The organism is Prevotella sp. tf2-5 (genome assembly GCF_900115435.1).
In the GTDB taxonomy this organism is placed as follows: Bacteria; Bacteroidota; Bacteroidia; order Bacteroidales; family Bacteroidaceae; genus Prevotella.
On record NZ_FOWK01000001.1, the window covers coordinates 306,388 to 330,290 of the forward strand.

Here is a 23,903-nt window from a genome sequence, read left to right on the forward strand (position 1 = left end):
AGCCAAACAACTATGAATCTGACAGAAGCCTTTAAAAATGTCAAAGCTGCAAGTAAAGGACTTGCACGACTCACTGACACACAACGAAACGAGATTCTTCTCGCTGTTGCAGATGCAATCGTGGACTACAAAGAACGTATCCTTGCTGCCAATGAGAAAGACTTGGCGAAGATGGATCCCAAGAATCCCCTTTATGACCGTCTGCAACTAACAGAGAAACGGCTCGATGATATTGCTGACGACATGCGCAATGTCGCCTCACTACCTAGTCCCTTAGGACATGTTACGAAAAAAAAGACACTGCCAAACGGTTTGCGACTTTGTCGGGTATCCGTTCCCTTTGGAGTGATCGGCATGATTTATGAGGCACGCCCTAATGTAACCTACGACGTGTTCTCGCTTTGTTTTAAAAGCGGTAATGCCTGTGTATTGAAAGGGGGCAGCGATGCAGACCTGTCGAATCAGGCATCTGTGGAACTGATTCATGAGGTCTTGGAACGTTTTGATGTGAACCCCGATGTCGTTACCTTATTGCCCGCCACCCACGAGGCTACTGGCGAGATGTTGAATGCCGTCGGATATATTGACCTTTGTATCCCGAGAGGCGGTCGCCGTCTGATTGACTTTGTCCGTGACACTGCCCGTATTCCCGTCATCGAGACAGGAGCAGGCGTTGTCAATACCTATTTCGACAAGGATGCCGACTTAGAGATGGGTAAAGCGATCGTATGCAATGCGAAAACCCGTCGTGTCAGTGTCTGTAACGCCCTTGACTGTCTCATTATCCATGAGAAGCGACTGGGTGATCTGGTGAAGTTGATGAAACCATTGCATGACCATAAGGTCACGCTCTATGCTGATGCTCCTTCTTATCAGATACTAACAGGACACTATCCGAGTATCTTGCTTCGTCCTGCCACCGAGGATTCTTTTGGTACGGAGTTCATGGACTATAAGATGGCTATTAAGACCGTTACCTCTCTTGATGAAGCATTGGCGCATATCGACCAATATGGTTCGGGACATAGTGAAGCCATCATCACGCAGAATGAAGAGAGCGCAAGGATTTTCCAGCAGCAGGTAGATGCTGCCTGTGTCTATTGGAATGCTCCGACATCCTTCACAGATGGTGCTCAGTTCGGACTGGGTGCAGAGATTGGTATCTCCACTCAAAAACTTGGTCCTCGTGGTCCTATGGCACTTGAGGAAATCACCACTTATAAATGGTTAATCGAAGGCGAAGGACAAACACGCCCCTGATTCGAAATATCGGAATAACGAAATATCTACAATATATGAAAACCTTTATTAACGTAGAAGACATTGGTCCTCTGGAGAAAGCACTCGCAGAGGCACAAGAGATTAAGAACGATCGTTTTAAATATCAGCATTTAGGTAAGAACAAGACCTTGATGATGATATTCTTCAATAACTCCCTGCGTACCCGTTTGTCCACACAGAAGGCTGCCATGAATCTCGGTATGAACGTCATCGTGCTTGACGTGAATGCCGGTGCATGGAAACTGGAGACAGAGCGAGGTGTCATTATGGATGGTGACAAGAGCGAGCATCTGTTGGAGGCCATCCCCGTAATGGGCTGTTATTGTGATATGATCGGGGTACGCTCCTTTGCAGGACTGACAGACCGTGAGTACGACTATGCTGAGACCGTCCTGAACCAGTTTATTAAATACAGTGGTAAGCCTGTCTTTGCCATGGAGACGGCGACCGTCCATCCCCTTCAGGCTTTTGCCGACTTGATAACAATTGAAGAATATAAAACTGTCAAGCGCCCCAAGGTCGTACTGAGCTGGGCACCCCATTGCCGTGCCTTGCCACAGGCAGTCCCCAACTCTTTCGCCCAGTGGATGAATGCCGCAGATGTCGATTTCGTCATCACCCACCCAGAGGGCTACGAACTGGATCCCAGATTTGTGGGGAAGGCGCGTGTGGAATACGACCAGAAGAAAGCTTTTGAGGGAGCCGACTTTATTTATGCGAAGAACTGGAGTAATCCAGGTGTGACAAATCCCGCTGACTATGGTAAAATCACTTCCAAGGACATGTCATGGACGGTGGATACTGAGCATATGTCATGGACCAACAACGGTAAGTTTATGCACTGCCTCCCTGTCCGTCGTGGTCTTATCGTAACCGATGATGTCATCGAGAGTCCGAACAGTATCGTGATTCCCGAGGCGGCAAACCGTGAGATCAGTTGCTCAGTAGTGATCAAGAGAATGCTGGAAACCTTATAACCAGCAAACGCAAACCAACGAATCGTCATGATATCCTTTGAATGCGACTATAACAACGGGGCACACCCAAAAGTGTTGGACAACCTGATTAAATATAATGAGGCAAGACCGACACCCTATGGTTTTGATGAATTCAGTGATCGGGCAAAAGACCGTATCCGTGAGGCATGTGGGATGCCTGATGCACAGATTTTCTTTCTGACAGGAGGAACCCAGACCAACGCCACAACCATCGACTCTATGCTTTATCAATATGAGGGTGTCATCTGTGTGGAGACCGGACATATCAATGTCCATGAGGCAGGTGCCGTGGAGTTTACGGAACACAAGATTATCACCTTGCCTGGAGATCATGGGAAGATGAATCCGAAGGTACTTGACAAATACCTGGACGACTTCATGCATGATGGCAATAATGCGCATGCCGTTTTCCCCGGACTCGTCTATATCACCTTCCCCACAGAGTTGGGAACCATCTACAGTGCCAAGGAATTGGATGACATCTATCAGGTATGTCAACATTATGAGATACCTCTCTATATTGATGGTGCCCGCCTGGGATACGGACTGATGGCAGAGGGAAACGACATCACCCTGCCCTACCTTGCCCGCCATTGTGATGTGTTCTATATTGGAGGAACAAAAATCGGAGCTCTCTGCGGAGAAGCTGTGGTCTTTACAAACCGTCAAGCTCATAAACATTTCTTCTCTATCCAGAAACAGCATGGTGCTGTTATAGCCAAGGGCGCACTCATCGGATTACAGTTTGAGGCTCTCTTTACGGACAACCTCTATTTCGACCTTGCCCGCCATGCTATTGAAATGGCGATGAAGATGAAGAGAATCTTCCAGAAGAAAGAGGTAGAGTTCTATATCGACTCACCTACCAACCAACAGTTTGTCATCCTTCCTGATGCTTTGGTGGAAAAGTTATCAAAGGTGATGGTATTCACACATTGGGGACAAGCACCCGGTCATCATACCATCTGCCGTTTCGTAACCAGTTGGACAACAACCAAAGAAGATCTGGATACCTTGGAGAATATCTTGAATGATGCGCAGTAAACTGTCCGTTATACACTATCAGTTAATGACAGCTCTATTATGGGCTGTCGTGTGTTTCGTATTCTTCCAAAATTACTACCCTTATCATTTCTTTTACAAGGAACAGAACCAGTTGTTCCTTTGGACGAATGAATATCTGTGTACCTACTTTGAGAAGCCCGCATGGCTAGCATGCATTGTGGGTGATTTCCTGACCCAATTCTATTATTACTTATATGCTGGAAGCACGATTCTGACGGTCTCCCTTCTTTTCTTGATGGGAATACTATATGCCGCTATACGACAGAGTGGCTTAAGCAAAGGATGGGCATTGGGGATAGCTGTTATCCTGACGACATTAGAAACAATATGTCATCTGCGCTATGATTTCAAGTTAGGTTCCACCTATGCGCTAATAGGTGCTGCCCTTCTTTTCTGCTGCACCCCTAAAAAGAATTTCTGGGTAGTATTTCTCGCTCCCCTCACCTACTGGATGTTTGGCTATGGCGTATGGCTATACCTCATACTCTCCGCTATCAAGAATTGGAAATGGACCGTTCCCGTCAGTATCGTCATACTTGTCAGCGTCTTTTTCCTGAATAGCACCTACCTGTTATCTACGGAAAAGCTCTACACATATCCTGGCATTGGCAAGCTGACAACACCAGACTGGTATTTGGAGAAACTATTCCAGGTGGATGATGAATATTACTTTGGCAACTGGAACAAGGTTGTCAAATTAGTGGAAGAGGAGGACAGCCCCTCCCCAGAGATGCTTTTCTTCTATAATCTTGTCAAGGCACAACAGGGACAATTACCAGCAGTTCTTCTCCATTATCAGCCTAACGTGTTAGGAACATTCTACCGAATAGGTCCTGACACACCGATTCTGACCATCAAGAACATGAACGAGTTATACTATGCGCTCGGTGATATGACCTTCTGTGAGCGTGCTGCTATGATGGCTTGTGTCTTCTCTCCGGATAACCGTAACAATCGTATGATTAAACGACTGGCGGAGTGCAGCCTCATCAAAGGAGATTTTGCTGCTACCCAAAAGTATTTAGGAATCCTTGAGCACACCTTCGTATGGAGCAATTGGGCAAAACAGGCTCCCACTTTGAAAGTCTACCAACAGAAGGCTGCCTGTATGAATCAGCAGGACACCATCAGCATATCCGACAATGCTCATGTCATCATGATGCAACTGCTTGACTCCAATCCCAGGAACGAGGTGGCTCTTGACTATATTCTTTGCAGTACACTATTGCTGAAAGATGTAAAAAGTTTCAAGCGTGACTATGACCGTTATTGCACAGAGCATCCCCGTATAAGGAAACTCTACCAGGAGGCATTGTGCATCTGGCTTGCCGCGGAACAGGCTCCACAAGAACAATGGCAGCAGTATATCAAAGACCCGACGGTCATGAGACGGTTTACACAATATAACCAACAACGTGGTAATATTCAGTTCAAGGATACTTACTGGTATTATTACGACAAAGGAAAGGCACCCAAGATATGAGATACCTACACGCCCTACTCACTATCATTATCTTACAGACTTTGCTCTCTTGCACACCGACCCCATCGGATGTCACCAAGAGCGAGGCATTGCCTGCTATCTATCCTGACTATACGGATGTGACGATTCCTGTCAATATCGCCCCTTTGAACTTCCTCGTCAGGGATGATATTGAGGCGATACAAGTGACTGCTGGCACTATCACTATCAATGCCAAAGGAAATGAAGTGGTGTTCGACGAGGACGAATGGCATGAGTTATTAAAGACGAATGAGGATATCAAAGTTACGATAACCACTTTGAAAAACGGTAAATGGACGGAATACCGCTCTTTCCACTGGCTGGTCGTCAAGGACAAAGTGGACCCCTACCTCACTTACCGTCTCATCGAGCCCGACTATGAGATATGGAACAACCTGCAGATCAAGCAGCGTTGCGTAGAGAACTTTAATGAGAAAGCACTCTGTGACTATCACCTCGCCAACAACCAGTGTATGAACTGCCATGTGACAGGCGGTCAAGACCCTAACCTCTCTATGATGTATGTCCGTGGACCACATGGAGGAGCCATTCTCAACCAAAACGGTAAGCTGCGCAAGCTTGCCATCAAGACCAGTGATATGATCAGCGGCTCTGTTTATTATGGATTTTCTCCGACAGGACGATACATCACCTTTTCCACCAACATTATCATCCCCGCTTTTCATAGTAACGCAAGCAAACGCTTGGAGGTGTATGATGCCAAATCAGATGTTTATGTCGCCGACTTACAAGAGAACCGCATCATCCGCTCTCCACTGCTGAGCGACAGTCTCACCTTTGAGACATTCCCGACCTTCTCGCCCGACGGTAAATATATCTATTATTGTACTGCGAAGCATGTGACACTGCCACAGGAATTAAGACAATTGCAATATGCCTTAGTACGTATCCCATTCGATGAGAAGACAGGGACGATAGGCAGCCAAGTAGACACTTTATTCAACCAAAAGTCTGTATGTCATCCTCGCATCTCTCCCGACGGCAGGTATCTGGTCTATACCGTTGCCGACTACGGCACATTCCCTATCTGGCATCAGGAGTCTGATTTGCGGATGATGGACTTACAAACAGGACAAATAGACACGATGAAAAAGGTCAATAGTTCTCGCAGCGACACCTACCATTCCTGGTCCAGCAACTCCCGCTGGCTGGTATTCGCTTCCAAGCGTGACAATGGTCTTTATGGAAAACCCTATTTCTGTTATATCGACCACAACGGGAAACCCCACAAGCCCTTTGTGTTGCCACAGGAGTCCCCGGCATATTATGACGAGACCTTGAAATCATTCAATGCGCCAGAATTCTCCAAGGGCGACATTCCCTTCGATGCCGTTGATGTGGAACGCCTGCTAAGACAAGAGGCAGAACCCTTCCATTAAGTCCTGCCTCTTATCTTATTGTTGTCTTACTTTCGTCTCTACCCGTCGGTCACTCATCACCTCCGAGGCAGCAGCCCGGTCATCAAAGTCCACCTTCCGTTTAGTGAAATCAGGCGTGTTAAAGGAGTAGACACTCTCGTCGTAATATTTCTTCGGATGACGCTGGGGTAACATGAACGGCTTGGTAAACTTTCCTTTGTCATCGACAGAAGCAAAATAAAGACGTGAATACAACCCATCGTCCCGCCGACTGGTAAATACGATCCAACGAGAATTGACATTCCAGTTATGGTAGCTGTCAGCCCTCGGACTATTGATCTCTTTCAAAGGACGTGCATCCCCGGTCTTCAAATCCAACAACCACTGTTCACTCTCCTCATGCCAGATAGAGAAATAACCATAGTCTATTAAGGTGAAAAGGATATACTTGCCATCATAGGAAGGACGCGGCCATGTCACACTTTTCCCCATTGCCACAGCGTTAAACAAGGTATCCACATGGTCACCAAATGTTCCTTTCCCGGGGTCAAAGGCAATCTTACAGAGATTGTATTTCTCGTCTTTGTATTGAGTTTGGTCACTATGTTGCTTACTAGTTATATAATACAACGTCTTTCTGTCAGGAGAGAACACTGGAGAGTTCTCCATCCAATCCTTAGTCTGCAACAACGTGTCCGTCAGGATCTCATGGGTAGTAGGAACATAGACAAACACATCTGAGGAGAGGTCTTTCACCTCAATACGCTCATTCTGCACGACATGGAATCCTTGACGAGTCTGGTTGGTAGAGAACGCACAATACTGACCGCTGGGGTGCCAATAAGGATACACCATCGAGCCACCTAACAAGTCGTTGCTTGCCTTCAACCACTCACGCTTTCCGTCTGTCTGTATCATCGTGGCACCATGCTTTCCACGGACATGAAACACGAATCTGCCGGGATCGGTTCGGTTAGACATATGGCAGTTCAGACACTGAGCCGGCACCCGACGGTTATCGAAAATCGTCGTCTCGTCAAAATTGGACAAGTCACGCTGGTAGAGTCCCATGTGACTATATACCTCATAACCCGGGGCGATACGACGGTAGGTCACTCCCCACTCCTCTAAAGCATAGGGACTCACAAAAATCTTGAAGTCCTGATATTGTAACCACTTGCCGTCCTTACGGACACAGACGGTGACCTTCAACTCGCCACCCTTGTTCTGCTCCGTCAGCGCATGCCACTCGTCAATGTCAAAATCGGCATACTCTCCGTTGGCATGCAGCTCACCACCCTTACTACCAGTCACCTGTGCATCGACCCTGTCGATACCCTCCCCGATGACATTAAAGTTCAATGGTGCGATATCCACAGGTACTGTCACCCCTATATAGTCAGGATAGATTGCTGGCTGCTGCTTCACCAAAACAGCATCTGCAGGTTCCTGCCGGCACCCTGCCAGCCCTAACAAGCCTACCAATCCTATCAATAAAACTTTCCTCATCTCGTTCCCATAAAATAATACCATGCTGTATTTCTATATTGTCCTAACTGTGGAGCGTCCTTGCCCCCATTTTGATAGATAGTGGCAAAATCGTTAAATTGACGCATCACCATCTCACTAACATATCCTTGAGGTGGACGCTGGTTGCGTTGTGCGAAAGCAAAGACTACAGCCTCCTGACAGCTACGTGGGCAATAGCCCAAATGGAGATTGTCGACGTACACCATATAATTCATAAACGTATTAATGTCACGGTCAAGAAGCGGGGCGGCGAGCAGGTATTGCAAGGCAAGACCGTTCTGTTTGTTATGCATCACCAGTTGACCGAAGATCTTACTCAATTCATGATCATCGAACAGGAAATCATCCTTGAGACGAAGCTGTCGCATCCGCCCATAGACAGGATGCTTGTTAATCGCCTTCTCATTGTCTAACAAAGGAAGGGTACGACGCGCCCATTGTCTATAAGCAAGGGTCTTCTCCAATAGCTGGAGATACTTACGTGCCGCAGCGTATTGTCCATTCACCAGACTCGTTTCAGCAAGTCGCTTGACGGCACGACAACTCTTGGAATAATCCGGTATCGCCTCCATCATCTCAAAGGCAAGCCGCTGAGCAGTATTCACCAATCCCAAATGCCAATAAACCTCACCTGTCAGCATGGTAGAAGAGAAATTACGCTCAAATGACGGAGCCAGTCCCTGACTCCCGTTTTGGTAATAGTCAAAGAGACGTTCCCCTAACTGTCCCTTCATGCCCAGGGCGAGATTAGTGGCGCATACTGTCATCGGCAGATCAGGAGTCTTCTTGTCTGCCTTGGCGATGATAGCATCCCAGTCCTGACAACGGACCAGATAGTCATATTCCATCGCATCATACTTTCGGGTATCATAGAAGGAGGGGCGTAGCAGAAGGAATGCGGCAATGACAATGATTGCCTCACCGAAGCCCACCCATCGTATTTTCTTAAAGGAGGGTACCCAATAAAGGGAGACTGGTATCAGCACACACAATACCATAGTGATAAGCAACATCAGGTAATAGACTTCCACAAAGCGGTAGTAGTCTATTCCATAGAACAAACGGAACAGAGGATAAGGGACGAGCCATGAACTTGCCAAGATACATGCTAACGCATAAATGACTGCAAGCGCACCTGTCAACAACCCTGTCCATTTTGAGGTCTGGAACTGGCGTATCACGACCCATGCGGCAAATAGCAGTACGACAGGTCCCGCAAGCCAGTAAAGGACTGGTATTAATATTATAATGAGGTATGTACGAAGCCGTTTCCCTGTCATTTCATATACCCACATCGTCGCCAAGGCGAGTATCAGGGCAATAGCGAATGTCAACAGCACACTCTCGTCACCCAGCATCAACCACAAGGACAGGACAGGTATGAAACTAAGGGCGTAATGTCCACCTGCCGTTTCACTGACTGCCGCCATCAACCTCCATACCAGTCGCTGGATCATCACAAAAACGACAGCAAGCACCAGGGCACCCAGTGCATGGTTGACATAGAACTGGGTTAGAAACTCCCCCACACAATGGGCAAAGCCATCAGGGACAGACAGCAACTGCCACACATAGTCACCATCCATCAGAAACATCTGATACTGTTCCTGATACGACAGCATCACCGGACAGACAAGCCACCAGTATAAGAAGACGACTACCCCGAACAACAGTGTCGTCCCTATCTTCCAATATTTACTTAACAGGCTCATTGGTATCAGCATCTATCTCTATGGTTGTACCATCTGGCATCTTCCGCTGGTAGGTACGTGGGAACATCCCTTTCAGGAAACTTCCCAGAATCGTTCCTTCCATATTGGCTGCCATAGCACGTGTTCTGTTCTTATAAGCGACATGTATCCTCTGCGCCTGCTCCTTGACTTTGGCAGCCTCGATGGTATCATTCTGCTTGACCTTGGCATTCACCAACCGCATCAAGGCACCATATTCGCGCTGGTGCTTCTCTGTCAGCTCCTTCCAAACTTGCAAGGAATCATTCTGAGGCGTACCTACCGCACTGCTAATCGTGTCTATCGTCACCTTAATCTCTCCCGGCTCGGCGACAACTATCAGAGGCTGAGTCCCGAAGCGGTAATGATAGTCCAGCAGGATCTTATACATCTGCATGGAGTCAGGAGTAAACTCGAACTTACCATCCTTGATCTCAATGCTGTCAACGGTCTCGGCTGTGGCAGGACCACTGAAGGGAACCAAGAAGATACGCTTGCCCTCATATTGTTCACCAACTACCGTACCATGTATCTGGCAGACCTTACTTTTCTGGCATCCTACAAACATCATGGCTCCGAGAGCCATACACAAAAATAAAAACTTTCTCATATCTATTATTCTTTTATCTTCACTTTTATACGCTCGTTACGGAACACCTGCCGCTGACTCTCCCGGGCATCAAAATCAACCTTCGTCTTCGTAAAATCAGGAACATTATACGAGTCGAATAGCTCCTGATAGAACTTCTTTGGGTTACGTTGCGGCAACAGGAAAGGCTTCGTCACCCGTCCTTTGTCATCTATCGAGGCGAAGAAGAGCTGGGCGAACATCCCATTCTCCCGTTTCGAGGCGAACACAAACCAATGACTGTCACTCGACCAGTTGTGATAGCTCTCCACATCCTTACTGTTCACCTCCGTCAGAGGACGTGACTCACCAGTCTTCAAGTCCATCAGCCACAAGTCGGCATCGGGTTGGAAGACGGGGAAGTTACTGCGGCTCGTCACATTATACATCATCCACCGTCCGTCGTAGGAGGGACGTGCCAAGGTATAGCTACGATTGTCTTTGGGTCCGTTCAACAGGGTATCTACCTGATGTCCGAATCGTCCCTGAGTCTCGTCAAAGTCGATACGACAGATACTACACTTCACCTTCATAAATTCTGCAGGAACCTGACAACTCTTGGAGGTACTGTAATAGAGGTATTTACCATCGTGCGAGAAGGCTGGGAAGATCTCCAGGTCTGTCTCTGTCATCAGCTCCGGGGCAAGGATCAGCTCATCACTACGGACATCAAGCAGCACGACATTACTGAAGTTATGATATCCTTCGATACGTTGTCCCTTTCCCACAAAGAAAGCCTGATGGACGGCATTGGTGGCATAGGCACAGTACTTGCCGGACGGATGCCAATAGGCATACGAGCCCGCTGCCTTTGTCGAGTCTGTCTTGGTATCATACCAGCGTTGTTTGCCGTCTATCTGCACCAGCGTACCACCACCCTCTCCTCGTATCTGTAGGGTCAGACGGGAGGGGTCCGTTCGATTTGCCGTATGACAGTTCATGCATCTGCTGGGTACCGCTGACTCCTGCAGCATCGCATACTCCTCGAAGGTATGGATATCACGTTGGTACATGCCGATATTTCCTCCTACCTCATAGCCCGGGGCGATACGACGGTAGGTCACTCCCCAGTCGTCTAAGGCATAGGGACTGACATATATCTTGAAGTCCTGGTATTGTAACCACTTGCTGTCCTTACGGACACAGACGGTGACCTTCAACTCGCCACCCTTGTTCTGCTCCGTCAGCGCATGCCACTCGTCAATGTCAAAATCGGCATATTCTCCGTTAGCATGCAAAGAACCACCCTTGCTGCCAGTCACCTGTGCATCGACCCTGTCGATACCCTCCCCGATGACATTGAAGTTCAATGGTGCGATATCCACAGGTACTGTCACACCTATATAGTCAGGATAGATTGCTGGCTGCTGCTTCACCAAAACAGCATCTACAGGTTCCTGTCGGCATCCTGCCAGTCCTAACAAACCTATCAATCCTATCAATAAAACCTTCCTCATCGCCGCATCATCCGTTTTACATATGCCCCATACATCGACCCAGGCAAGTCACCTCGCTTCTGGATACACTGTACGGCATCTTGATAACCAAGCGGCATCATGCGATAGCCGCCATACTGCTGTGCCCATGGCATATACTGCATGACTCCTTGTACGTTGCCTCGCAACAACATCTCTCCGATAAAATAATCGAGTGCCATCTTGTTCTCGTGGTTGTTCATAAACAACAATCCGAAAATCTTGTCCTTCTCAGAATGACTATACAAGAAATCCTCCTTGAAACGGATCTGACGAAGTCTGCCTAGCTGCGGATGGGCATTGATCCGCTGCTCACGGGTCTTCGCGTCAGCAGTAACTATCTGTCGGACCTCCTTTGCCCAACCACGATAGAACAGGCTCTTCTCCAGCAAGTCGATATATTTCAAGGCAGACTTATAGTGTCCGTTCACCAACATACACTCAATGATACGTTTGGTACAACGTCCGCTTTTCTTGCCATTTAAAATAGACTCCTGGATATCAAACATATAACGTTGTGCCGAGTTGATAAGCCCCAGGCGATAATAGGTTTCTGCGGAGGGAAGGTTACTGGTCATGTCACGCTTCATCGGCATAATAAGGGCATCATCACCGCTCTGGTAGAAATCAAACATACGATCGGCAAGCAACCGCTTCTGCGAGAGGGCAAGATTCACACTGTTCGACCAGAACGTCGTCTTGACCTCATACTGTCCGGCTCGTTTAATAATCTTGTCCCATTGCTCGTGACGAATCTGACAGTCTTGCCAGATCAACTCATAGACTTCTCTTTCATAACCATGAAGATGGGGATACTGCATGGGGACACGATAGTAGGTCAGTCCGGTCATCACCATCTGGAACGGCCACTGCGGCAACAGCCACGCATAACCCAGCACCTGAACAGCCACCAACCAGCCTGCCGTCCAAAGATTCCGCCATCCTCGCTGCAACAGTCGTGCTATGACATACAGCCACAGGACGGGTCCTGTCAGCCACCATGCTACAGGAATCAACACGACATCGACCCATTGGAGCCTGCCCCTTAACGGAACACAGGCGAGTGCCAACGCAAGGGTCACTGCCACGGGAAGGGACAACAGAACATTGACATCACCCATCAGCCACCACAGGAGTATAGGTGGCATGAAACTCAGCAAATACCAGCGTGAGGGTAATAAACACGCCGCCAAACGCTGCATCACGACAAAAAGAATGGCAAGCAACACTGCACCGATCCAGGGATAGTAATAAAACTGTACGATGAACTCTCCTAACCAGTCGGCGAAGCCGCCTGCTATACTCAAACGCTCCCAGAAATAGTCTGTCGTCCATAAGAACAACTGGTACTGCTCCTGATACGATAACGCATGAGGATAGCCTAAGCTCCAAAACAGGAACACTCCGATACCCATCAGTATCGTGAGCCCCCATTTCCAGTATCTCGTTAGTAGTATAGCCATATTCTTTGCAAAGGTACTAACACTTTTCGACCCCACCAAATTATTTGAACAAAAACAAAACCGTCTCAAAAGTTGTGCCATAGTTTGAGACGCATCGTCCCAACGGATAGAACGCATCCTCCCAACGAATGAGACGCATCGTTCCATAGGGGGGAACAAAGTGTTCCATGGCATGGAACAAAACGTTCCATAGGGTGGAACTAAATGTTCCATAGGGTGGAACAAGCTCGAAGGTGCCACCTGCTTCTGGCTTTAGCGGCAACTAGCGGCAACGATTTTTCGCCCTTGTCACCTGTAATTTCTTGAAAACCAAATAGTTTTGCAAGGTAACAACGATTGCAAGGGTTTTAAAAAATATATGTAAGAAGAAACCGCCCCGCATCGGGTTGCGATGCAGGGCGGAATGTTATAGAGGGATTGGTGATTTATGCTATATCATTCTGCCAATTTGTGATCTCTATACTTCAAAATAATGGTTCCAATAATAGCAATCAACACTACTGATCCCGCAACAATTAATGTATTCATTTTTTCTTACTCCTTTTATTAATTTCATTCTCACCTTCATTTACCCAATATAGTCCAAATCCTAAGACGATTACAGAGAGTATAACTACCATATAAATAATGATAGGTTCTGCCATGTCGGCAAAGATGGTTGATAATAACAAAGCAGTAACCATATACTTTGCAATATCCATTAACCACTTCCCGAATTCCTTTTTCATGTTGCAAAGATAAGTATATTTCCTGAATCCTCCAAACTTTCCCTGAAAAACTTGGGAAAGGTAAACTAAACCGCCCCGCATCGGGTTGCGATGCAGGGCGGAATGTTATAGAGGGATTTTAAATTACTTTTTCTTGGTGAAGCGCCAGAAGGTTGCCTCAGACCATGAACCAGGAGTTGCATTACCTGGATATACCAGAACCAGACTTGTACCAGTAAGATTCAAGACCTCAAACTCAGTAACTGTTGTACCATGACCATTAATCATATATGGGTACATCACTGCAGGAGCTGTTGTAGTTAAAGTACCAATATTCCATGGATTGCCTCCAACATCCGCACGAGTACCAAATAATTCTAATGTGTAATTTGCAGAACGCAATGCTGTTCCATTGGCATCATAAGTAGTGATCTTACCTGAATCGTCAAGAGTCATGTAAGCTTTAATATCACCTTCTCCTGCCTTGGAGTCGTCACCATCTGTATGACCATACTGACCGCCTTCCTCTTTCGACCAAAGAAGGTCTGGGGTACAACCCCACCACTGGTCAGCACCTTTTTCAGCGAAGTTTTCACCATTGCCCATAGCATAAGCAAAATTACCCCAGCACTGTTCGTTCATTGAAAGATCCCACGTCCAATCCTTAGAGATCAGATCCTCGTTCTCCACAGCGATAAAACGCCAGAAGGTAGCCTCTGACCATGAACCAGCTGATGCATTTCCAGGATAGACCAATACTAACTTGTCGTCATTAAGACCTAAGATCTCAAAGTCTGTAACCGTTGTACCATGACCGTTGATCATGTAAGGATACATGATGACAGGATCTGATGTTGACAGCGTACCAAGATCCCATGGGTTACCACCAACCTCATGACGACTGCCGTCATAGTTAAGAACCTTATACGTACCAGAACGAAGAACTTTTCCTGTTGCATCATAGGTGGCAATGTCTCCGTCCTCGTTAAAGGTCATGTAAGCGTTAAAGTCGCCTTCGCCAGCTTTTGAATCATCACCATCAGTATGTCCATACTGACCGCCTTCCTCTTTCGACCAAAGCATGTCTGGGGTACAACCCCACCACTGGTTAGCACCAGTTTCGGCAAAATCCTGACCATTGCCCATAGCATAAGCAAAATTACCCCATGCCTGACCATTAACAGAAAGATCCCACTTCCATTTCTTGATGCCTTGATTACTTGCCAGATACTTAATCTCCGGGGCAAGGTCTGCAGCTACCAGAAGAGTGAATTCCTTGGAGGCGACAACCTCTTCACCATTTTGATTAACATAGCGGAAATAAACAGTCTGCAATGGGTCTGAACCACGTTTTGGAGTGAAATTGAATACACCACCAGACTTACCACTTGACAAGACCTGCTCACTACCATCAGCTTTCAGGTAGAAGATGGTCAGAGCCTGTACATTCGGACAGTTAAACTTAATATAGTTACCATCTGCGGCAGGTGTAGTACAATCAGCATCAGAATACTGCTCAAAAGTTGAGTTAGCCAGCAGCTGGTCAGCACTGATATTGGTTACTCCCATACTGCCCTCTTCCTTCTGAGGATTACAAGCGGTAAGCAACCCAAGTGCTACTGCGAACAATAATATTGATTTTTTCATATTGTTATTCTCTTTTATTTTTATCAATTAATAAACAGGTGTACCGCTCATATTAGCATCTGCGACATCAGCACCCCATCCAGCATTCTGCTTCAACACTTCCTCATCGTTGGTAATTGAGATCTGTGCAGGAGGTATCTGCAGGAATCCATTGGTAGCAGCATAGCGTTTTGCCCAAGAAGAAGCAGCATGGTGCATAGTGGTCCATCTACCGGTATAGTTTACGCGAGAGCCTTCCTGACGCTGCAGAGCTTTAGCAGCCTCACAACTCTCACCACCATCTTTACCAGACCAACGACGTAAGTCATTGAAACGAATACCCTCACCGGCAAGCTCCCATCGACGCTCATTCTTGATGTTTGCCCATGAATAACCGGTTTGTGCAACACCAGCACGAGCCTGTACTTTGTTCATCTGAGTAGCAGTACCTGTCAACTCAGAGTGCATCAGCATCACATCCGCAAGACGGAGCAGGATGATGTCATTAAAGTGGTCACCCTGGAAAGAGTTACCATTATTGTTGGCAACACCTACTTTCTCCTTACGATAAACGCCCCACCAAGTATAAGCATCAGTATTCGTGTCAAATGTTGACCGAGCACATGTAACGGTAATCCATTTCTTATTGTAATATCCGGCATCCTCAGAGCAAGTAGTTGTGAATACAAAACCTGTACCCTCGCCCAACTCTGCCGGTGCGTCAAGGATGGTTGCTTTCTTACGTGGGTCACTGTCTGGCCAGTCATCCCACAAATTGGCATTGATAGTACCCTGTCCCCAACCTTGTCCAAAAGGAATAGAGGCAGCAGTACCATTAGAAACACCAGCACCATTGTCGTCACAACGCAGACCGCTGTACAATGCCACCTGGTTACAGAATCCCATACCGATAGCTGCACCTGTTACCCAGTTACCAAGATTCACATACTGCACTTGGAACATCTCCTCAGGGTTATCGTTACCAGCCCAATACTTTTTAGCAGCAGCAAGGTCAGCAACAAAAGGATAGTCTGGAGCAGACAGCTCGTTGGTGTACTGCCACAAACGACGGAAGTCATCTACAAGGCTATAACCACCATTATTGATAGCATCCTCCAGGTAGCTTACAACCTGTGCCTTTGTCAAAGCGCCCGTTACACCTTCCTGATCTGGAAGTTCCACATCCTCAAGAGTTGCTGTAGCAAGCTCACCCTTTTTCTTGTAGAAACCCTCATAGAACATATAGGCACGAGCCAGATAACCCTCTGCGGCACCCTTAGTAGCGTGACCGTCACCACGAGTGGTGTATCCATGAGTCATCAGATTAGCCGCAGAGACAAAGTCTGCAAGGATATGTGGGAATATCACTGTCTCAGCATCCTGCTGTGGGCATGGATTTGGAGCTGCTGATGCCCAGTAGGCTGGAATATTTCCCCAGAACTGAGTTCCCCAGAGATAGAACAGACCACGCATGAAGTATGCCTCACCCAACAACTGGTTACGGGTAGTCTCCTGACCTGTCCAGTCAAAAGCGTCAACAGCATAGATAATAGCATTGGCACGAGCAATACCAACAAATGTGCAGTGCCAGGCATTGTCAAGAAGAGACTCCTTATTAGCCATCAAGTGACCGATAGCGTGTGACTCTACGTCACCAGTACCACCTGCGCCATTGGCATCGTCAGACATAATATGACTGACAAACCAAGGTGTCTGTAGAGGATCAATACTGAACTGGTTCATCACACCATACAAGGCAGCCAACTCTGCGTTCAGGTCAGCAGCTGATGCTGGGAAGTTACCAGTGTTTGCCTCTGTATAATTGGAGGAATCGAGCTGACCATCACAAGAAGCAAGTGTGAATGCGGCTGCGATTGCCATTAAAAATATCTTTTTCATATTCTTCTATTCTTATTTATGTTTTGAATTAGAACTTAATGCTTGCACCGACAATCCATGTACGTGCTGTTGGATACAAACCTACATCGATACCACGTACCCAGTTTGCATTATTGCCACCACCGTTAGCACCACATTCAGGATCTACGCCACTGTAACCAGTAATGGTTGCAAGGTTCTGAGCCTGCACATAGAGACGCAACTGCTGGAATGGAGAAGACTTCCAAAGCTTGCAGAAGTCATAACCCAATGTAATATTCTGAATCTTGAAGTAGTCACCTTTATGCATATAACGGGTAGAAACCCACTGATCCGCAACAGAACCAACCGTCAGGCGAGGCTGTGTATTGCTAGTGCCTTCACCATGCCAACGGTCAAAGACATCTGTTGTGTACTGCTGGTATTGGTTTGCAAGCAGGGCTGTACGATAAGCCTGCATGATCTTATGACCAAATGCACCAGAACCAGTAACACCAAAGTCAAAGCCTCTCCAGTCAAAGCCAAGGGTAACACCGAGGGTCATTGTAGGATGAGGCTGACCAATCTCATGACGATCCTTGTCATAATTGATGGTACCATCCTTATCATTATCATCCCAGATAGGATCACCAGGAACAGCACCGTCAAGCACAGCCTGACCAGCAGCACGTGCTGCATCAATCTGAGCTTGGTTCTGCCAGATACCACTATAAGACATTCCATAGAAGAAACCGATAGGATGTCCCTCTTCTACCAATGAAACGTATGAAGAGTTCTGGAACAATGCACTTGAGACATCTGTACCAATCTTACCGCCTGCTGCTGCAAGGCGTGTTACCTTATTCTTATTAGTAGCAATGTTTACATTTGCATGGTAATTGAAGTCCTTACCAATCTTGTCACGCCAAGAGAGAGCAATCTCAACACCAGTGTTCTTCACATCACCACCATTGATCATAGCGGGTTCCTCATAACCAAGCACCTCGTTCATAGGAGCCTGTACCAACCAGTCCTTGGTTTTCTTCACATACCAGTCGAAGTTCAAACCCAGGCGACCATTGAGGAAACGGGCATCAAGACCGAGGTCCCACTGCTCAGAGGTCTCCCAAGTAACATCCTCATTAGGTACGTTCTTAGCGTATGCACCAGTTACATAGCTACCAGTATTGTTTACTGTGGTGTTCATATCGCTAGAGAACTTGTAACCATAGTCAGGATAATCTGTAGGAGAGAAACCGATATTTGACAGATAGTAGAAGTTATTTATTTTACAGTTACCGTTCTGTCCCCATGAAGCACGAATCTTCAAGAAGTCCAACCATTTACTTGTCTTTGCCATGAAAGGCTCATTGGTAATCACCCAACCTGCGGATACAGAGGGGAAGGTACCCCAGCGATGACCTTTGGCGAAGTTAGAGCTACCATCGGTACGGAGAATAGCCGTCAACATATATTTCTCATCATAGTTCCAGTTGATACGACCGAAGAAAGAAGCGATGCTTCCTAGTCTTGGATTATCATAACCAGAATGACTTGACATGGTTGTACGATCATAGTTGGAAGGAATATTATAATCCCAACCGTTCAATACCATAGAGTTCAAATCTTCCTCAGAAACTTTGAATCCCATATTCATATATGTGTTCCAGTTGGAACGCTCGAAACTCTGACCAATCAGTACGTCGATGGTGTGCTTACCTAATTTAGGAAGAATATAAGACAAAGTATTCTCTATAGTGAAACTAGAGCTCTCACTCTGATTCATAGACATCTCATAGTTACCGCTTGCACTTGTTGAACTCTGGCTATATGGTAATGAAACACCACGATAGTTACTTCCACTGAAACCGGTATTGAACTGTCCACGATATCTCAAGTTCTTGATAGGCTCAACAATCCAGTAGATGGTAGCACCAAATCCAAAATCACGGCTCTTATTGAGAGAGTTGAAGCCACCATTCATAAAGTGATTTAATGGGTTACTATAAATCATATCACTATAGCCAGCGTGGTTTGCAGCATAACTTGCCAAAGAACCATCTTCATTATATGGCTTTACCAATGGAGATGCTGTATACGCTGCCTGCATGATGTTCCAATAGCCGTTACCTTCGGGCAGGTCGTGACTCTTATGATACCAATAAGAAACGTTCTCACCGACAGTCAGCAGTGCATGTTCCTCACCGATCAGGTCCTTACCTTTCAGGACAATATGCTCTGAATTGATACGACCACCATAACGTTTATAGCTGGAGGCATTGTCACCACCCATGATACCCTCGTTAGAGCTATAGTTCAAGCTCATAGAGAACTTTGAACGCTCAGAACCACCACTCAGTGTTACTGCATGGCTGAACTGGAGAGCATTCTTATTCTCATACTCCTTGAACCAGTCGGTACCTGTCCATCCGTTCTCAACCTGTGAGAGAATATTTGCAGGAACAATTGCACCCCAGTTTGTTGCTGTTCCATAGGTATTGAAGTTTGTCTCATTGACAACTCTCATATAGTCCTGTGCTGAAAGAAGTCCAGGAACCTTATAGGCATTTGACCAGCCTACGAAGCCATCGTATTGAATAGACAACTTACCTTCCTTACCTTGCTTGGTGGTTACCAGGATAACACCGTTGGCAGCACGAGCACCATAGATGGCTGCGGAAGCAGCATCCTTCAGCACGTCGATGCTCTCAATATCGTTAGGATTCAGACCATTCAGACCATCGTCTGCGGTACCAGCATTGATACCATCGATAATCAACAATGGAGAAGACTCACCAATTGTACCGACACCACGGATGTTTACCTTGAAACCCTTACCAGGCTGAGAAGAGCTCTGGGTGATGTTCACACCAGGAGAGCTTGCCTGCATAGCGGTCAGTGCGTTAGTGGTATTCAACTTGGCGATGTCCTCACCTTTTACCTGAACGGTAGCACCAGTGACCAGCTTTTTCTTCTGGACACCGTAACCTACGACTACCACCTCGTCCAAAAGGGCATTGTCCTCTTTCAAGGTGATGTTAAAGTTTGCTTGATTGCCTACGGCAATTTCCTGAGTAGTGTAGCCGATGTAGGAGACTACCAAAGTAGCACCTGGCTTCACGTTAAGTGTAAAGTTACCGTCGAAATCGGTCACCGTTCCATTGGTGGTTCCCTTTTCAACAACACTTGCACCAATCACGGGACCCTGAGAGTCACTAATGGTACCCGTGACCTTCTTCGTTGTCTGCTGAACAGCCTCCACCGAAGCATCGGGATTAGCGGCCATTACAGGTGAGTACATACTCATAAGAGAGCATGCACCCATCAGCAGCGCAGTCTTTCTGATTTTTTGATTCATACTTAGGTATTTTTCTTAGATTGATTTGAATAAATACATTTTTAGGTTATTTGAGTGGAGAACATATCCCCTTCCACGCCAAGCCCCTAGGACCCGCAATGGCAGAATGCTAATTACTTTGTTATACTAGTTATGGTTTCAATTTTAATTATATATTAATAGTAATTATACGGTCTTACGTGAATGTTTTTTTCACGGTGCAAAAATAAAACTTTTTTACGAAATGAAGCTATCTTTATTTGACAAATTTTGATACTATTTTGCTTTTTTGCTGTTTTTCGATAGTTTTGTTAACGATTTCAACACTTTTTAGCCAATAAGTGTAAATTTGACAATTTGCGTAAATAGCACGAAAGTATCTTTCGCGCGTACCTTAATAATATTATTTTAATTATGGAAGGAAGATACGTTCCAATTGACCATCATAGGTAGGGATGGTCAAACGAATCGTATCGAGTTTAACAGTATCAGGAAGAAGTATACTGATAAAACGACGACTGGTATAATATTGGGGAACACCACACTGGTCGTGAAGTAACCGAAAAACAGCCGTACATGTCTGGTCATCATTATGACGGATGGTGTCTTGGGCAAGTGCAACCTTCTGTGTGCCGTCATTATCGTCTGCTTGTCCTGTCTTGAGCAAAAGTCCGAGGTTCAGGTATTTCCTATTCTTACTTAGCCAGGCACTCTCTATTCCTATCGGATCTTCGGGTTGTTGTCCCAACTGCCAATGCTTAACGGCACGCAATGTAGGAACAGCACCAAGGGAGACAGGCTCCGCCGTTGTCTCGCTGACCTGATTATAATAAAGGACAGCACGATAGGTAGTGTCTGCCGTCTCTATCCATTTTGCTGTAGCATAGGGAGTCAGTGTGAAACGGTTGCCGTCATCTAACGTGAAAGCTGTCGCTTCTTTTTCGCTATTGATGGAGAGATCAACCAGTTCTGCCTGCATCAATGAATACTTGCCTTGTCCTTTGTCATAACTGTCCGTCGTACAGGAAAGGAGTAAAAAAATAAAAAAGTAAAAAGGTAAGGCAGTCATTGCCATCCATTTTATGATATGTTTCCTAATACTCATCGTTTTTTCTTTTTACTCTTTTGCTTTTAAAAAGTTCCGTAAAGGGTTGGCATACATGGTCAGCATCCGCTCACGCAGAAACGACTCATCCTTATTGGGGATTTTGATCTTCGCCAGTTGTGCGGATAGGTATTCCTCAAAGCGAGTGACATCAGAAGGAGTGTAATGACTAGCAAGACTAGTATTTTCAGGAGAACCAGTACTAGAGACACCCGCATTCTCAAGAAGATCCAATGCGATATAGTTACAGGGATAGAGGCTGTAGTGGCGATGGATCTCCAGATCCATACGCTGGGCAACAGCCTTGAAGAACTCATTCTTGGGAAGGTCCCGTAATTCATCAATCCATTCATTGATTGGAGTACCACACTGATAATGTACCCTGCCCTTATAACCGAAAATACCCGTCTTCATATTATCGAGGTCATCCTGTTTACTCTTCTTGAAGTTAGGATTGTCTCTTTTCTGCTGGAACTCCTGTGCCTTCAGATAGTCACATGGATCAAACTCATAACTGATGGTCAAAGGCACGATGTTGAGTTCTTTTAAGTCGCCTCCCATGGCAAGCATTTTCAATACCGACTCCTGGGTACGGTCATCAGAGTCCTTTGCCCTTCCTTCTCGCTGGGCAATCCATATATTTTCCTTTTTCTGTGTTACGGCATAATGGATATAGCTACTCATCAACTGACTGCTGCGCATCATCTCATGGGCAGTCAGTCCACGACGGACAGTAAAAGCCTTGTTCATGCGAACCAGTCGCTTAATCCAAGGATAAATCAACAAATTATCTCCAATACCAATCTCCACCGTAGTCGGATAGCCCTTCTTATTGAGCGACACATCCAGAAAAGCAGAGTCAAGAACAATATCACGATGGTTGGAGACAAACGTATAACGTTCGTTTAGATGAGAGTTGATATTAGAGTCTTCGAAACTGAGTCCATCCGTATATTTACGGACGAAATGCCAAACGACAGGTTTCATGAATCGAAGTTGGAAATCCAAGGGTGTCTTCACCCCGATGAAGGCAAGGCGCAATAGTCCGTTGCGAACAGCCTTCGGCAACCAAGGCACAAACCCCTTCAGCAACAAAGAGAACTGACGATCGTTTATCAGTTCCTCAAATGCTTGCTTCATCTCCCCTCTTTCGTATGGGCGAATCTCATCAAACTCCTTCCTATCCATGGCGGCAGCAAACTATCTACTATACACTCTAATCTAAGAAAACTGGTTCTCCACAATATCCGTCAGTACTTCCGTCATGGAGAGCCCTGCGGCTTTTACTTGCTGAGGTATGAAACTGGTAGGAGTCATGCCCGGAGTAGTGTTCACCTCCAGCATGTATATCTTACCTTCCGGAGATATGATATAATCAATACGGATAATGCCATTACAATGCAGGATGTCATAGATATGACTAGTTATCTCACCAACCCGGCGTGTCAAACTTTCACTAATGCGTGCCGGTGTAATTTCCTTCACCTGTCCATTGTACTTCGCATCATAGTCGAAGAACTCATTCGAAGTGACAACCTCCGTAATGGGGAAAGGAACAGCCTTTTCTTTTGTCTTATAGATACCCATGGTTATTTCTGTACCTTTCAGATACTGCTCCACCATCACCTCAGAGCTTTCCATCATCGCCTTACGGATGGCAGGGGCAAGTTGATCGGCATTCTTCACTTTTGACACACCGAAAGATGAGCCATCAGTGGCAGGTTTGACAAAACAAGGCATACCGATACGCTGTTCTATCTCATCATCGCTCACGAGTTCCTCATAGCCCTTGCGAATCAGCAACGAGTCTGCCACAAGGATACCATAAGCACGCAGATACTGATTAAGGACAAACTTATCAAACGTGATTGCCTCCACTAAGACGCCACTGGTGCTATATGGAACACCTACCAAATCGAAATAGCCTTGCATGATACCATTCTCACCAGGAGTACCATGAATGGTGATATAGGCATAGTCAAAGCGTTTTGCTATTCCATCCTCAATAAAAGAGAAATCGTTACGGTCGATTCTAGCCGTTGTACCGTCATGCAGTTCCACAAGCCAGTCTTGTCCCTTCACATCCACAATATACACATCATACCGCTCTTTGTCAAAGAACGAATACAGACCCTGGGCAGAGCGCAATGACACATCATGCTCAGAAGAGTCACCACCACAGACGATGGCTATCACACGTTTTAAATTCTTCATATTA

At 46.2% G+C, this 23,903-nt stretch carries 17 protein-coding genes; 5 read left to right on the top strand and 12 right to left on the bottom strand.

Annotated elements, in window-relative coordinates:
* Nucleotides 1–12: 12 nt before the first annotated feature.
* From BM257_RS01260 to BM257_RS01280, 5 genes are read left to right on the top strand one after another with little or no spacing between them, the layout of a single operon-like run.
* Nucleotides 13–1,260 carry a glutamate-5-semialdehyde dehydrogenase gene (locus BM257_RS01260; protein ID WP_092067429.1) on the top strand — a complete coding sequence of 416 codons (1,248 nt, stop codon included), beginning with the start codon at nucleotides 13–15 and terminating at the stop codon, nucleotides 1,258–1,260.
* A 35-nt stretch (nucleotides 1,261–1,295) separates the two neighbouring features.
* Nucleotides 1,296–2,258, top strand: a complete 963-nt coding sequence (locus BM257_RS01265) for a Rossmann-fold NAD(P)-binding domain-containing protein (RefSeq protein WP_092067431.1) — start codon at nucleotides 1,296–1,298, stop codon at nucleotides 2,256–2,258.
* A gap of 27 nt (nucleotides 2,259–2,285) precedes the next feature.
* Complete coding sequence (locus tag BM257_RS01270) at nucleotides 2,286–3,323, top strand: threonine aldolase family protein (protein ID WP_092067433.1); 1,038 nt, start codon at nucleotides 2,286–2,288, stop codon at nucleotides 3,321–3,323.
* A 25-nt stretch (nucleotides 3,324–3,348) separates the two neighbouring features.
* Nucleotides 3,349–4,827: a DUF6057 family protein gene (locus BM257_RS01275; RefSeq protein WP_143096697.1), complete on the top strand. Its 1,479-nt coding sequence runs from the start codon at nucleotides 3,349–3,351 to the stop codon at nucleotides 4,825–4,827.
* Nucleotides 4,824–6,248, top strand: coding sequence for a TolB family protein (locus BM257_RS01280; RefSeq protein ID WP_092067436.1), 1,425 nt, complete (start codon nucleotides 4,824–4,826; stop codon nucleotides 6,246–6,248). The genes BM257_RS01275 and BM257_RS01280 overlap by 4 nt, the downstream gene beginning before the upstream one ends.
* Before the next feature lie 15 nt (nucleotides 6,249–6,263).
* Here the strand turns inward: BM257_RS01280 and BM257_RS01285 are convergent, their stop codons facing one another.
* From BM257_RS01285 to BM257_RS01340, 12 genes are all read right to left on the bottom strand, one after another.
* Nucleotides 6,264–7,736, bottom strand: coding sequence for a TolB family protein (locus BM257_RS01285; protein ID WP_143096698.1), 1,473 nt, complete (start codon nucleotides 7,734–7,736; stop codon nucleotides 6,264–6,266).
* On the bottom strand, nucleotides 7,733–9,469 hold the full coding sequence (locus BM257_RS01290; RefSeq protein WP_092067438.1) for a DUF6057 family protein: 1,737 nt from the start codon (nucleotides 9,467–9,469) through the stop codon (nucleotides 7,733–7,735). Before BM257_RS01290 ends, BM257_RS01285 begins: the two co-directional genes overlap by 4 nt.
* The gene (locus BM257_RS01295; protein ID WP_092067440.1) at nucleotides 9,453–10,097 is read right to left on the bottom strand and encodes a DUF4369 domain-containing protein; all 645 of its coding nucleotides are present in this window, start codon (nucleotides 10,095–10,097) and stop codon (nucleotides 9,453–9,455) included. Before BM257_RS01295 ends, BM257_RS01290 begins: the two co-directional genes overlap by 17 nt.
* Nucleotides 10,098–10,102: 5 nt before the next feature.
* Entirely contained in the window at nucleotides 10,103–11,572 is a 1,470-nt protein-coding gene (locus BM257_RS01300; RefSeq protein WP_092067442.1) for a TolB family protein, read from the bottom strand.
* A complete protein-coding gene (locus tag BM257_RS01305; protein WP_092067444.1) occupies nucleotides 11,569–13,053 on the bottom strand; it encodes a DUF6057 family protein in 1,485 nt (494 codons plus the stop codon). Before BM257_RS01305 ends, BM257_RS01300 begins: the two co-directional genes overlap by 4 nt.
* Before the next feature lie 524 nt (nucleotides 13,054–13,577).
* Nucleotides 13,578–13,781, bottom strand: a complete 204-nt coding sequence (locus BM257_RS01310; protein ID WP_092067446.1) for a DUF6722 family protein — start codon at nucleotides 13,779–13,781, stop codon at nucleotides 13,578–13,580.
* A 123-nt stretch (nucleotides 13,782–13,904) separates the two neighbouring features.
* Nucleotides 13,905–15,407 carry a hypothetical protein gene (locus tag BM257_RS01315; protein WP_143096699.1) on the bottom strand — a complete coding sequence of 501 codons (1,503 nt, stop codon included), beginning with the start codon at nucleotides 15,405–15,407 and terminating at the stop codon, nucleotides 13,905–13,907.
* A gap of 27 nt (nucleotides 15,408–15,434) precedes the next feature.
* Complete coding sequence (locus BM257_RS01320) at nucleotides 15,435–17,285, bottom strand: RagB/SusD family nutrient uptake outer membrane protein (protein WP_092067450.1); 1,851 nt, start codon at nucleotides 17,283–17,285, stop codon at nucleotides 15,435–15,437.
* 28 nt (nucleotides 17,286–17,313) lie between these two features.
* Nucleotides 17,314–20,601: a SusC/RagA family TonB-linked outer membrane protein gene (locus BM257_RS01325; RefSeq protein WP_092067451.1), complete on the bottom strand. Its 3,288-nt coding sequence runs from the start codon at nucleotides 20,599–20,601 to the stop codon at nucleotides 17,314–17,316.
* Nucleotides 20,602–20,992: 391 nt separating this feature from the next.
* Complete coding sequence (locus BM257_RS01330) at nucleotides 20,993–21,685, bottom strand: NigD1/NigD2 family lipoprotein (protein ID WP_092067453.1); 693 nt, start codon at nucleotides 21,683–21,685, stop codon at nucleotides 20,993–20,995.
* Between the two features lie 12 nt (nucleotides 21,686–21,697).
* Entirely contained in the window at nucleotides 21,698–22,873 is a 1,176-nt protein-coding gene (locus tag BM257_RS01335; protein WP_092067455.1) for a 1-acyl-sn-glycerol-3-phosphate acyltransferase, read from the bottom strand.
* Between the two features lie 33 nt (nucleotides 22,874–22,906).
* Nucleotides 22,907–23,899 (bottom strand): D-alanine--D-alanine ligase, encoded by a 993-nt coding sequence (locus BM257_RS01340; protein ID WP_092067457.1) that lies wholly within the window; start codon nucleotides 23,897–23,899, stop codon nucleotides 22,907–22,909.
* Nucleotides 23,900–23,903 lie beyond the last annotated feature (4 nt).